This is a genomic window from Candidatus Kinetoplastibacterium desouzaii TCC079E, from assembly GCF_000340795.1.
GTDB lineage: Bacteria > Pseudomonadota > Gammaproteobacteria > Burkholderiales > Burkholderiaceae_B > Kinetoplastidibacterium > Kinetoplastidibacterium desouzai.
The window spans coordinates 309,067-322,649 of the sequence record NC_020294.1; the positions used below are offsets into that span (position 1 = coordinate 309,067).

The following is a 13,583-nucleotide window of genomic DNA, read 5'->3' on the forward strand; positions in this document are numbered from 1 at the left end:
CATGATAAATTTTTTTAAGCATAGAATTAATAATATTAAGAATACTGAATGTAATGAAGATAATACATTAAAAACTAATGATAAAATATTGGAAGAAGATAATATTTCCAGTATAAAAGAAATTGATAAATCATCATCGTTATTCAAGTCACTAAAAAAAAGTTTTTCTTATACAAGTGATAGTTTAAATAGATTATTCAAACGTTCTAAAATAGATGATAGTATGTTTGAGGAATTAGAAAATATTCTTATTATGGCAGATGTTGGTTTTGATGTTTCTGTTAAGCTTTTGTCATTATTAAGAGATAAAGTTAAAAAAGATAAAATAACTAATCCTAGTGATCTAAAGAAAGAGTTACGTATAATACTGACAGATCATTTGAGATCATTAGAAGGTAATTTTGTTATTAATTGTAAGCCTACCATTATTTTAGTTGTAGGGGTTAATGGTGTTGGTAAAACTACTTCTATTGGGAAATTAGCATCTTATTTTAAGTTAAATGGTTCTAAAGTTTTACTTATTGCTGCAGATACTTTTAGGGCAGCTGCTATAGAACAGTTAACAAAATGGGGTAATATAAATGATATTATGGTTTTTTCTAAGGATGTAAAGGATCCATCTTCTGTTGTCTTTGAAGGAGTCAATTTTGGGAAATCAAAAGGTTTTGATGTCATAATAGTAGATACTGCTGGCAGATTACCATCAAATGATAATTTGATGAACGAGCTTGTTAAAATTAAAAGAGTTATTTCAAAGATTAACGATAGTGATGATCAGGAAACTATTTTAATAGTTGATGGTAATCTTGGACAGAATACTATAAATCAAATATCATCTTTTGATAATGCTTTGAAGTTATCTGGTTTGTTTATTACAAAAATGGATGGAACTGCTAAAGGTGGGGTTTTAGCTGCTATTGCATCCAATAAAAATAGAAATATTCCTGTATATTGGGTTGGCATAGGAGAAAAAAAAGATGATATATTGCCTTTTGTTGCTAAAAATTTTGCTGAAGCTATGTTAGATGGATGATTTTTTGTATTATGTTTTCTACTATCAACCTTGAATAAGGTTAATAGCTTTATTAATTTATTATTTCTTTAAATCTTATGTTAAAAGTACCTAGTAAGAATTTATATAATTATAGTCAGATATCACCTGTTGAGGAAATTATTTCTGAATTACGTTCTGGTAGAATAGTTATATTGGTGGATGATGAGAATAGAGAAAATGAAGGTGATTTATTAATAGCCGCTGATTTTGTTACTTCTGAATCTATAAATTTTATGGTTACCTATGGTCGTGGTTTAGTCTGTTTGACTTTAACAGATAAATATTGTGATAGACTTGGTTTAAATATGATGACTAGTAACAATGGATCTCGTTATGGTACTAATTTTACGCAATCTATTGAGGCGACTGAAGGAATTAGCACAGGAATATCTACTGCAGATAGATCTCATACAATTAAAGTAGCCATCTCTCCTAATGCAAAGTCATCAGATGTAGTTCAACCTGGGCATATTTTTCCTGTTCGTGCTGTTTCTGGGGGGGTATTAGTTAGGCCTGGTCATACTGAAGCTGGTTGTGATCTCACTGCAATTGCTGGCTTAACCCCTGCTGCAGTTATATGTGAAGTATTGAATGAAGATGGAACAATGTCTAGATTGCCAGATTTGATAAGTTTTGCTAATAAGCATAGCTTAAAGATTGGTAGTATTGTTAGTTTAATAAAATATAGAATAGAAAAAGAAAGAATTATTAATAGATTTAATTGTTTTGATATAAATACTATTTTTGGTAGTTTTAAAGCTTTCTTTTATATAGACAATATAAATTCTTCAGTTCATACTGCTTTAATCTATGGTGATATTGGTGAAATTGAGGATGTTTTAGTATATATTGGTAATTCGTTATCTATTTCTATATTAGATGTTTTAAATTTCACTCATAATTCAAATGATTTTAGTATTAATAATTTATTGAAGAAGATTTCTGATAATTTGTCAGGTGTTCTGGTATTGTTGAATTGTAACTTATCTAATAATAATTTTATCGATTATGTGAATGATTTTCAAAAAATAAATAAATCTATCATTGATGATTTAAGTATGTTGGATTATGGAATTGCTGCTCAAATAATACGTGATATTGGTGTAAAAAACATAAAATCATTTGAAGGTGATAAAAGGATATTAAATATAGAAGAGTTTGGTTTTGTTGTAAAATAACTTTATATTTAATAATATTAAATTCTAATTTTGAAAAGTATATTTTTATGAGTATTTATAGATTTGATCCTAATCTAGATGGACGTAATCTTAATATTGGAATAGTATTATCTCGTTTTAACGAGGATATTGGTAAAATAGAATTAGATTATTGTTTGGATGAATTGTCTTGTTTAGGTGTTTCTGAGTCAGATATTATTTTGGTAACTGTTCCTGGAGCTTTAGAAATAGGAACAACTCTAATGCACATGATTGAGAATTACGAGTTAAATGCTTTGATTGCACTTGGTGCTGTTATTAGAGGAGAAACGTTTCATTTTGATATAGTAAGTAATGAAATGGCAGCTTCTATTGCTAAATTATCATTAGAAACTGGTGTTCCTATAGCTAATGGTGTATTAACAGTTGATTCTTATGAACAAGCTATAAGTCGTGCTCCTATTAAGGGACGTGATTGTGCTGATGTTGCTGTAGAAATGTCTAATTTATTTATTAAACTTAAATCATAGTTTAATAATGAAGTTTATAAAGGTTCTAAAAAATGTGCAAATTACAACGTAAAATGACATCGAGAAGAAGATCTCGTGAATTTGCCTTGCAAGGTATATATTCTTGGTTATTAACAGGATATGATATAAGCCACATTTTTAGTGATATGGTTTCTCATTTGAGAGAAATGGAAGATTTTAAAGAAGCTGATATTGAATGGTTTAATGTATTAATTTATGGTGTATTGCAAAATCATGATAATTTAATAAAAAAGATATTACCCTATTTAGATAGACCATTGAAATCAATATCACCAATAGAACATGCCATTTTACTTATTGGAAGTTTTGAGTTAATAGAACATTTAGAGATTCCTTATAAAGTCAGTATTAATGAGTCAGTAGAATTAGCTAAATCTTTTGGTGGAACTGATGGTTTTAAGTTTATAAATGGTGTGCTTGATAAATTAGCTAATAGTGTTAGAAATACAGAAATAAAGTAAATAATTATATTTAATTTAATATTTTTCAGTTTATAAAAACATATGTCAGAATTCGACATTATTAAAAAATATTTTTCTAGACCTGTTAAGCAAGATATGTTAGGGGTAGGGGATGACTGTGCGCTTTTTTCTGCTGCTAATGGTTTCGATATTGCTGTTAGTAAAGATTTGCTAATTGAAGATATTCATTTTTTTCATGATGTTGATCCTATATCTTTGGGTCATAAATCTTTAACAGTTAGTTTATCAGATTTAGCAGCCATGGGGGCTTCTCCATTAGCTTGTTTGCTTGGTATTGCTATGCCAGTAGCAAATGAAAAGTGGTTAGCAAAATTTTCAGAAGGTTTTTATAATTTATCTAATTGTGTTGGTTGTCCATTAATAGGTGGAGATACAGTTAGAAGTCAGCAAGGTATAATTATTAGTATCACTGTCCTGGGTCAAGTTCCTTTTGGTCAGGCTATTCGTCGGGATGGAGCGCAAATAGATGATGAAATTTGGGTATCTGGTGATTTGGGTAGTGCGGATATAGCTTGTCGTATTATTTCTAGCAAAATTGAAAATAATAAATTCTTATTGTCAAGAACTATAAACTCATTAGAATGGCCAAATGCAAGACTAAATCTTGGTCATTCTTTAAGAGGAGTTGCTAATTCTGCAATTGATATATCTGATGGTTTGATACAGGATCTTACTCATATACTTAATGCTAGTAATTTAGGTGCTTTTGTTTATTATGATAATTTACCATTTGATAATTTTTTATTAGATAGTCTTTCGAAAGATGATATAAAAAAATCTATATTAAATGGAGGGGATGTTTACGAGTTATGTTTTACTGCCCCTAAATGTCAACACAATAATATAATTAATATTTCTAAAGAACTTAATATTAAATTAAGTCTTATAGGTGGAATTGTTTCGAAAAGAGGTCTTGATATCATTTATAATGATGGTTCTATATTAGATAACATACCTTCTGGTTTTAGTCATTTCTAGTTTTTCTAATTTATAATAGTGAGATTTAATGCAGTATCGTCGTGATGTATATTTTCCTAATTTTTCTTGGATTTGCAAAAAACCTGTACGGTTTTTGGCTTTTGGTTGTGGTAGTGGTTTAATAAGACCAGCTTCTGGAACATGGGGTACTTTATTTGCTTGGTTATTATGGCATTTTTTTCTAAAGAATTTTAATGATATAGCTGTAGTTAGTTTTCTTGTGTCTGGTTTTATATATGGTTGTTTTGCATGCAATTATATGGAAATAGAACTAAATACACATGACCATGTTGGTATAGTTTGGGATGAGATTATTGCTTTCATATTAATTTTATGGGTATTTGATTCTTCCTTTTTGATACAAGGCATATCTTTTGTGTTTTTTAGATTTTTTGATATAATAAAACCTCCACCTATAGGATATATAGATAGAGTTTTTAAAAATGGTTTCGGTGTAATGTTGGATGATATTTTAGCTGCAATATATACTATAATGCTAGTTTTATTAATAACCAATTATATTAAATAATTTTACAAAATTTATTATTAATAATATTATTAATTGAGTCTCTTAGAGATTTTGCAGCAAAAGAGGCTGATTCCTTCCAGTTATCATTATTTGAGGCATATAAGATTGATCTGGAAGAATTGATTATAATGCCATTACCTTTTTGGTTTATGCTTGATAATACAGTTGATTTAATATCTCCTCCTTGGAATCCAATCCCAGGTATTAGTATTGGCATTCTTTCTCCTATAATTTTACGAACTATAGATAATTCTTTTGGGTAAGTTGCTCCAACAACTAATCCGAATTGATTATTTTTATTCCATTCTTTTGATACTAATTTTGCTATATATTCGTATAGTAGTAAACCATTATTTAATTGTAAAAACTGTAAATCTGATCCACTGGGATTAGATGTTCTACATAAAACTATTATTCCTTTATCTTTCCATTCCATATATGGGATTATTGAGTCAAATCCTAAAAATGGATTTACAGTTAAAGCATCAACTTTGTATCTCTCAAAAGCTTCTATAGCATAATTTTCTGCTGTGCTCCCAATGTCACCTCTTTTAGAATCTAAAACAATTGGAAGATTTGGATATTTATTTTTTATATAAGAGCATAATTCTTCTAATTGTTCTTCAGCTCTATTAGCTGAGAAATATGCTATTTGAGGTTTGAAACTGCACGCATATTCAGCAGTTGCATCTACTATGCCTATGCAAAAATCTAATATAGAATTCTTTTTGTGTCTGAGTTCATGAGGAAATAGGTTGGGATTAGGATCTAACCCTATTTGCAATAAAGATTTTGTTTCTTCGAATGATTTTTCAAGTTTATCTATAAATTTCATAAATCAATATATATCCTATAATTCATTTATTAAAATTAATTCTTATAACTATTGATATAATTATTTTGATTTTTTTCTCTAATTATTATTTTTTTTACCTTTGGAATGCATCTTATTGATTTAATTATTTTAGCAAGATGGTCTCTGCTTTTTACTTGTAATGTCATCTGCAATGAGGCAGTTGATTCGGAATCATTATACATATTAACTTGAATAATATTTGATTTTGCTTTTGTAATTTCAGAAACTAGTTTGTTTAATATTCCAATATCATTGTTAATTATTACACTTATATTTGCTTTCAAATGATCAGATGTTTTTGTATCCCATGATGCATTAATCCATTTTTCATTTGCATTATTTCTTTGAGTTATAGCTTTCTTGCAGTTGAATGTATGAACTATAATTCCTTGTCCTGGTCTAATTCCTGCTATGATTATATCACCTGGTAGAGGATTACAACAAGAGGCTAAATTTACTGAAGTGCCTTCTTTCCCGCTAATAATTATATTTGAATTTTGTATCAACATAATATCATTTATTGCTAATGCAGTGGATGATATTATTTCATTATCCGATAATATTTGTTGTGCTACTATATTAGGAGTTTTTTTTCCTAATCCAATATCTGCTAATAATTCATTAAGTGATTTATTATTGTTATTAATAATAATTTTTTCCCAGATTTTACTATTTTTATCTGGGATACCAACTCCGCATTTTTGTAAAAATCGATTTAGTAATTTTTCTCCGAATTTTATCGAGTCTTTAAATTTTATTGTATGTAAATAATGTCTTATTTCTGAAAGAGCTTTTCCTGATTTAACATGTTTAATCCATTGAATATTTGGAGAGGAATTATTATCTGTAATAATTTCAATCTTGTCTCCGCTATTTAGTTTTGTATATAAAGATATATATTCACCATGAATTTTTGCTGATATTGCTTTATTACCTATTTCTGTGCTTATCGCATAAGCAAAGTCTATAGTTATAGCTCCTTTAGGTAGAGATATTATCTTTCCTTTAGGAGTAAGTACATATACATCATCAGGGAAAAGATCTGTTTTTATATATTCTAGGAAATCTATATAATTAACAGTTTTATTATTTATATCTAATAAAGATTGAAATCTCTTTTGAGAGGATATTAGAGATTCTTTTTTATTGTTTTTATATGTTATCCAACGATTAGCTACACCATTTTCAGCTATATTATTCATTTCTATAGTACATATTCGAAATTTTATAGTAGTTCCGTAAGGCCCTATTAGAGTTGTATGTAATGATTGGTATCCATTGAATTTGGGAATTGATATATAATCCTTAAATTTTCCTGGGATGGGTTTATATAGTTGATGTATAGCTCCTAGAGCTAGATAACATTCTGATGTTTTTTTAACAATTAATGTTACATTATATATATTAATTATTTCTGAGAATATTTTTTTTTGTTCCAGCATTTTTGAATATATTCCAAATGTTGTTTTTTCATTATCATATTTAATTGTGGTTTTTATTCTTGATAAGAAAAGAGCATTAGATATATCTTTATTTATTCTATCAATTAATTCACGTTTATTTTCTTTAGATGAATTTATTGCTCTATTAATAATTTTATATCTATTCGGATAAATAGATATAAAGCACAAATTTTGCAATTCTTTAAAAATTATATTTAAACCAAGTCTGTTAGCTATAGGTGCATATATATCAATAGTTTCTCTGGAAATTCTTTTTCTTTTTTGAGAGTTAAGAGCATTTAATGTTCTCATGTTATGGAGTCTATCAGCAAGTTTTATTAGAATTACTCTAATGTCTTTTGCTGTTGCCAATAGCATTTTACGTAAACTAGCTACTTGTTGTTCTATTTTTGTTTCGAACTCTAATCTGTCTATCTTTGATAAACCATCCACTAATTTTGCAACTTCTGATCCAAATTTTTCTTCAAGTTCTTTTTTTGAAATCCCTTCATCTTCTATAACATCATGAAGTAGAGCAGCTGATATAGCTTCTGAGTCTAATTTCCAATTAGCGCATATTTCTGCTACTGCTATTGGATGAGAAATATAAGGTTCTCCACTATCACGTTTTTTATGATAGTGTGCCTTATATGCAAATAAAAAAGCTTTAATTACTAAATCATAGTCCTTTTTTGTAAGGTGCTGATGAATTTTATCTAGAATATTTAAGAATCTTTTTTCTTTTATTAATTTTAATTGATCATAAATATTAGATTCACTGCTATTTTCAGTATGTCTGAATAAAATTGCCTGGTTTAAAATATGTAGCATATAATTTTAGAACATACTAAGTTTTATTAAATCTTAATTATAAACAATAGATTTTATCCAGGTACTTTAAGAAGCATTTCAATTCCAGAAAGTCCTTTGCCTATTTCACGTAAAGCTAGTACAGTTGGTTTATCTTTAGAATCAATTTTAGGCATATGACCCTGTGCAAGTTCTCTTGCACGATATGCCGCTGCTAAAGTTAAATCAAATCTATTATTAATATTCTTTAAACAATCTTCTACTGTAATGCGTGCCATTTTATCCTAATTATAAAAGTTGATAGTTATTTATATATGCTATCATTTATATCATTGTTTGTAACTCCTAATTTTGTAAATAATTCTAGATTCTTAATAGCTTGTGTTTTATATCTTAGTTTTGTTGCTTTAATAATATGTCTTAAATCGCTTAAGGCCTTATCAAAGTCTTTGTTGATTACTAAATATTCGCAATCTTTAGCATATTTTACTTCTTTATATGCAGCTAAAAGTCTTTTGTTAATAGTTTCTTGAGTATCTTGAGCTCTTTGGATCATTCTTTTTCTTATTTCTTCAAATGATGGAGGAAGTATGAATATTCTAATGGAGTCTGGATATTGTAATTTTATTTGTTGTGATCCTTGCCAGTCTATTTCTGTAATTACATCTTGACCTGTTTCTAGTTTTTTATCTATAAAATATTTAGATGTTCCATAAAAGTTTCCATGAACTTCAGCATGTTCTAAGAAAACATTATCATTGCACATTTTTTTAAATTCATCTATTGTTATAAAATGGTATTCTTGTCCATTTTTTTCGCTAGAGCGAGGTTTTCTAGTTGTATGGGATATTGATATTGATATTGAAGAATCACTATTTAACAGTGCCTTTATTAAACTAGATTTACCAGTTCCGCTTGGTGCTGTTATTATAAATAAGTTACCATAATTCATATATATACTTTTAAGAAAGATTAAATTATTAATTTAACATGTTGGTTATTAGGTTATTATACTTTTAATTTGATTAAATTATTTCTAATGTTGTTATATTTGAGTTTGTGAACAATATAGTGTTATGGTGTTTATTAGTATTATTAAATTATATATTCTAATGTTATATAATAATAGTTGCTTTGTGTTGTGGTCATCCACTAATTAAATCTAGGTAAATATGTATGGATTCAATTTTTATCCCTAAAATGGAAAAGAAGAATTTTAGAAAACCTCAACCTCTTCCATTTATTCCTTTTGCAAAAGCTGATAAAGCAGTTGATTATTTAATAGAAATATATGATAGAAATACAGAATTTTTACGCTCTTCTTTTAAGAAAGAATTGTTTGACGGACAAGATCTTAATGTAAGAATCAGGGCCTATTATCCAGCGATAAGAATTTCAGTATCTAATCATGACATGATAGATTCCAGATTTTCCTATGGTCATGTTGCAGAGCCTGGAGTTTATCAGACTACTATTACAAGACCGAAGCTTTTTAAATCGTATTTAATAGATCAAATAAATCAATTAATTAAAAACCATAATGTTGAAATATGGATAGGTGAATCTGATTCTCCGATTCCTATACACTTTGCTTTTACTGATTCTTCTAATGCCAATATTAAATTTCAAGAAGGTAGTATCACAAATAAATTACTTAGAGATATATTTGATGTTCCTGATTTATCAGTTACTGATGATGCTATAGTGAATGGCACATGGAAAGTAAAGAAAGAAGAATCAAAACCATTAGCCCCATTTACAGCAGCGCGAATAGATTATTCATTACAAAGATTGCAGCATTACACAGCAACATCTCCAGAACATTTTCAGAATTATATTCTTTTTACAAATTATCAGTTTTATGTAGATGAATTTTGTGGAATGGCTAAAAAATTAGTAGATAGTGGTAGTGCTGGTTATACTGCATTAGTTGAGCCAGGAAATAAAATTATTACAAAAAATGATAATGATTTAAAAGACAATGGTTTCAAAATGCCTCAAATGCCAGCATATCATTTGGTGAGAGAAAATCATTCTGGTATAACTTTAGTAAATATAGGGGTAGGTCCATCAAATGCAAAAACTATAACAGACCATATTGCTGTTTTAAGACCTCATGTTTGGCTTATGCTTGGTCATTGTGCAGGATTAAGAGATTCTCAACGTTTAGGAGATTATGTCTTAGCTCATGGATATGTTAGAGATGACCACGTTCTTGATATAGATTTACCAATATGGGTTCCAGTTCCTGCTTTAGCTGAAGTGCAAGTTGCTTTAGAAAATGCTGTCGAAAAAGTTTCAGGTTTAAGTGGTTGGGAATTAAAACACATTATGCGAACAGGAACAGTTGTAACAATAGATAATCGTAATTGGGAATTACACGATCAGACAGAATTGGTAAAACGTTTCTCTCAATCACGTGCTATTGCTTTAGATATGGAATCAGGGACAATAGCAGCCAATGGTTTTAGGTTCCGTGTTCCATATGGAACTTTACTATGTGTGTCAGATAAACCATTGCATGGTGAATTAAAATTACCAGGTATGGCTAATGATTTTTATAGAACGCAAGTTAATAAACATTTAGAAATAGGTATTAAAGCATTAGAAATGCTTCGTGAAATGCCATCAGAGAGGTTACATTCTAGAAAATTAAGAACATTTATGGAAACAGCATTCCAATAGATTAAATGGTGGAGCGGAGGAGGATCGAACTCCCGGCCTTCGCATTGCGAACGCGACGCTCTACCATTTGAGCTACCGCCCCACTAAGATATGTAGTTAGTGATTTATTATATATATTAAATTAATTAATTTCTAGATTTATTAATACTGGTGTATGGTCTGAAGGTTGTTTATTTTTTCTTGGGGTTTTGTCGATAAAACACGATTTGCATAAATTTACAATAGATTTTGACGCTAATATATGGTCTATTCTAAGGCCTTTATTTTTTATAAAACTTAAATTTCTATAGTCCCACCAGCTAAATAAGCTAGAAGGTTGTTTAAATTCTCTAAATAGGTCATATAATCCTATATTAATTAATTCTTTAAAAAAAGACCTCTCTTCGTCAGATACAAGTATAGTATTTTTCCAAATATTTGGATCATGTACATCTGCATCTGTTGGTGCGATATTATAGTCACCTAAAAGAATTAAATTAGGATATTTTAATAATTCTTCAACAAGAAATTCATTCAGTTTATTAAACCATTGTCTTTTATATATAAACTTGTTACTTTCTAATGATTGACCATTTGGGCAATATATGCATATGATTCTAATAGATATATTATTCTTTATTGTTATTGATATTACTCTCTTTTGTTCATTGTCGTAATCTTTTAGGCCATAAGAAACTTCCAATGCTTCATATTTACTTATTATAGCAACTCCATTATATGATTTTTGTCCATAGAAATAGGATTTATATCCTACTTCTTCAAATGCATCATAGGGGAATTTATCGTCTGGAGTTTTTGTTTCCTGTAAACATAATATATCAATATTATTGATTAACAACCAATTAATGATTTGAGGTAATCTAAGTCTTAATGAGTTTACGTTCCAGGTGGCTATATTCATATTTTTAGGAATTTTATAATAAAAACAAACCTATAGAAAATTACTATTAATAGTATTTCTACAGGTTTGTTTTTACTGATCTAGTATTTGTAACTACATGTTTTTGATTGCGTTAGACAATCTACTTTTATGACGTGCAGCTTTATTTTTATGAATAATTCCTTTGTCAGCGATTCTATCTATAGTGCTAATAGTTTTTTGAAAAGTTTCTTTTGCTAAAACTTTATCTGTACTTTTAACAGCATGGATTACTTTTTTTATAGCAGTACGCAACATAGAGCGTAAGCTAGAATTATGTTTATTACGTTCCACAGATTGTCTAGAACGTTTGCGAGCTTGTGCTGTGTTTGCCATCTTAACCTAACTAAATAAAAATTATTTGATTGTAAATTTTCTAAAAATTACTTTTATATCAAGATTCGTTATAAGATAATTATATTAATAATTATACCCATAATAATAGTACCAATACTAAGCTATAAAGTCTATTCTAAACTATTTGTATTTGTGAGTATAGTTTTTCTATTTTATATAAGTAACTTTTATAAAATCTTTTAATCTCATACCGAATAAAAATAATAAAAAGGTATATAATAACATACCTAATGATATTATAGCTATAAATAGAATGAATCTGAATATAAAATTTGTTTGTAATCCTATCCAATCTATTCTACTATCACAATAATTAAATAATAAAGATATTACAAGTGATGCAGGTATTAATCTTAATAGAAAAACTCCCCATTTGTTTTCATAATAATTAAATACTTTAGTATTAATAAGTATTATCAGCATAATAATAGAATTAACTAAAGCTCCTATACTAAGACTTAGAGCTAGACCTACATGTTTATATATTGGCACGGTTATTAAATTTAGAATTTGTGATATTAAGAGTACAAATAAAGATATTTTTGCTGGTGTTAGTGTATTTTGTGTAGAGTAAAAGGCAGAAGACAACAACTTAGAAGACATCATGCCTACTAAACCTATTGAATAAGCCATGACAGCATATTTTGTTTTGTGGACATCTATTTCATTAAATTGACCATAATGAAATAGTGTTGTTACTAAACCAGTTGGTAATGTTGCCATGCAAATAGCCGAAGGAACAGCAAATATGATTACTATTTTTAATCCATTATTTAGTAATTTATTATATTGTATGTAATTTTTATTAGAAAATGATTTTGAGAGCTCAGGTAACATTACAGTACTTAATGCCATTCCTAATAAAGATATCGGAAGTTCTGTAATTCTATCTGAAAATGCTAACCATGTTAAACTTCCATTTTCTAACCATGTTGCAATATTAGTATTAATTAAAATTGATATTTGTGAAGCAGACATTCCTATTATCGCAGGTATCATTTTTGTTATTGTTTTTTTTACATTTATATCATTCCAGGCAACAATAAAATTTGTAGATAATTTAGGTGCTAGTCCAATCTTTATAATAGCTACCCATTGTATAGATAATTGTATAATTCCACCAGTTATTACTCCTATTGATAAAGCAAAAATAGGTTTTTCTAGATATTGAGAAAATAGTACACATGAAATAATCATTGAAATATTTAGAATTGCGGGAGTAAATGCTGGTATAGAAAATATTTTCCATGTATTTAATATATTAGAGGCAAGTGATGTAAAAGAGATTAATATTACATAAGGAAACATTATTCTTGTCATGGTTACGGTATATGCAAACTGTTTTGAATTCTTTGTTTGGTCGCATATTCCACTAGCTATTGTTTTTATTATTAATGGAGATGTAATAATACCTATAGTTGTTATTATTATTACACTTACTAGCAATATTATAGTGATCTTATTTATTAAGTCTTTTGTAGCTGTGTATTTAATAGAGTCTTTATTACGTACACTATTTATTATAGGGATGAATGCTTGAGAAAATGCTCCTTCAGCAAATATTTTTCTTAATGCATTGGGCACTCTAAAAGCAATCCAAAAAGAATCGCTGATGTAGTTAGCGCCTATCGTTCTGGCTATAAAAATATCACGTGCTAAACCAGTAATTTTAGACAGTAAAGTAAAAAAACTTACGGTTAGTATAGAATATAATATCCCTTTTTTCCTCATAATTTTTTACAATTTTATATTAATTGCTTTTA

At 28.1% G+C, this 13,583-nt stretch carries 14 protein-coding genes and 1 tRNA gene; 7 read left to right on the forward strand and 8 right to left on the reverse strand.

The window, feature by feature from the left end; all coding sequences use genetic code 11:
* The first annotated feature begins 1 nt into the window (after nt 1).
* The 6 genes from ftsY to CDSE_RS01495 all read left to right on the forward strand — a co-directional run bounded on the left by ftsY (nt 2) and on the right by CDSE_RS01495 (nt 4,751).
* The gene (gene ftsY / locus CDSE_RS01470; protein WP_015396238.1) at nt 2-1,033 is read left to right on the forward strand and encodes a signal recognition particle-docking protein FtsY; all 1,032 of its coding nucleotides are present in this window, start codon (nt 2-4) and stop codon (nt 1,031-1,033) included.
* A 77-nt stretch (nt 1,034-1,110) separates the two neighbouring features.
* Entirely contained in the window at nt 1,111-2,232 is a 1,122-nt protein-coding gene (gene ribB, locus CDSE_RS01475; RefSeq protein WP_015396239.1) for a 3,4-dihydroxy-2-butanone-4-phosphate synthase, read from the forward strand.
* 47 nt (nt 2,233-2,279) lie between these two features.
* Complete coding sequence (gene ribH, locus CDSE_RS01480; RefSeq protein ID WP_015396240.1) at nt 2,280-2,741, forward strand: 6,7-dimethyl-8-ribityllumazine synthase; 462 nt, start codon at nt 2,280-2,282, stop codon at nt 2,739-2,741.
* Nucleotides 2,742-2,773: 32 nt separating this feature from the next.
* On the forward strand, nt 2,774-3,223 hold the full coding sequence (gene nusB, locus CDSE_RS01485) for a transcription antitermination factor NusB (RefSeq protein ID WP_015396241.1): 450 nt from the start codon (nt 2,774-2,776) through the stop codon (nt 3,221-3,223).
* Nucleotides 3,224-3,265: 42 nt separating this feature from the next.
* Nucleotides 3,266-4,222 carry a thiamine-phosphate kinase gene (thiL, locus tag CDSE_RS01490; protein WP_015396242.1) on the forward strand — a complete coding sequence of 319 codons (957 nt, stop codon included), beginning with the start codon at nt 3,266-3,268 and terminating at the stop codon, nt 4,220-4,222.
* Between the two features lie 28 nt (nt 4,223-4,250).
* A complete protein-coding gene (locus tag CDSE_RS01495; protein WP_015396243.1) occupies nt 4,251-4,751 on the forward strand; it encodes a phosphatidylglycerophosphatase A family protein in 501 nt (166 codons plus the stop codon).
* Here CDSE_RS01495 and pyrF read toward each other — a convergent pair.
* The 4 genes from pyrF to gmk are packed head-to-tail and all read right to left on the reverse strand — an operon-like array spanning nt 4,744 to nt 8,811.
* Entirely contained in the window at nt 4,744-5,586 is an 843-nt protein-coding gene (gene pyrF / locus CDSE_RS01500) for an orotidine-5'-phosphate decarboxylase (RefSeq protein WP_015396244.1), read from the reverse strand. The genes CDSE_RS01495 and pyrF overlap by 8 nt on opposite strands.
* 35 nt (nt 5,587-5,621) lie before the next feature.
* Nucleotides 5,622-7,880 (reverse strand): RelA/SpoT family protein, encoded by a 2,259-nt coding sequence (locus CDSE_RS01505; RefSeq protein WP_015396245.1) that lies wholly within the window; start codon nt 7,878-7,880, stop codon nt 5,622-5,624.
* A gap of 53 nt (nt 7,881-7,933) precedes the next feature.
* Nucleotides 7,934-8,137 carry a DNA-directed RNA polymerase subunit omega gene (gene rpoZ, locus CDSE_RS01510; RefSeq protein WP_015396246.1) on the reverse strand — a complete coding sequence of 68 codons (204 nt, stop codon included), beginning with the start codon at nt 8,135-8,137 and terminating at the stop codon, nt 7,934-7,936.
* A 26-nt stretch (nt 8,138-8,163) separates the two neighbouring features.
* Nucleotides 8,164-8,811: a guanylate kinase gene (gene gmk, locus CDSE_RS01515; protein ID WP_015396247.1), complete on the reverse strand. Its 648-nt coding sequence runs from the start codon at nt 8,809-8,811 to the stop codon at nt 8,164-8,166.
* A gap of 224 nt (nt 8,812-9,035) precedes the next feature.
* Here gmk and CDSE_RS01520 point away from each other — a divergent pair, with 224 nt between their 5' ends.
* Nucleotides 9,036-10,544, forward strand: a complete 1,509-nt coding sequence (locus CDSE_RS01520) for an AMP nucleosidase (RefSeq protein WP_015396248.1) — start codon at nt 9,036-9,038, stop codon at nt 10,542-10,544.
* Between the two features lie 6 nt (nt 10,545-10,550).
* Here the strand turns inward: CDSE_RS01520 and CDSE_RS01525 are convergent.
* The 4 genes from CDSE_RS01525 to murJ all read right to left on the reverse strand — a co-directional run bounded on the left by CDSE_RS01525 (nt 10,551) and on the right by murJ (nt 13,551).
* Nucleotides 10,551-10,626 (reverse strand) — tRNA-Ala (locus CDSE_RS01525).
* Nucleotides 10,627-10,665: 39 nt separating this feature from the next.
* Nucleotides 10,666-11,445, reverse strand: a complete 780-nt coding sequence (gene xth / locus CDSE_RS01530) for an exodeoxyribonuclease III (protein WP_015396249.1) — start codon at nt 11,443-11,445, stop codon at nt 10,666-10,668.
* 93 nt (nt 11,446-11,538) lie between these two features.
* Nucleotides 11,539-11,799 carry a 30S ribosomal protein S20 gene (gene rpsT / locus CDSE_RS01535; protein WP_015396250.1) on the reverse strand — a complete coding sequence of 87 codons (261 nt, stop codon included), beginning with the start codon at nt 11,797-11,799 and terminating at the stop codon, nt 11,539-11,541.
* A 168-nt stretch (nt 11,800-11,967) separates the two neighbouring features.
* Nucleotides 11,968-13,551: a murein biosynthesis integral membrane protein MurJ gene (murJ, locus tag CDSE_RS01540; RefSeq protein ID WP_015396251.1), complete on the reverse strand. Its 1,584-nt coding sequence runs from the start codon at nt 13,549-13,551 to the stop codon at nt 11,968-11,970.
* Nucleotides 13,552-13,583: the final 32 nt, after the last annotated feature.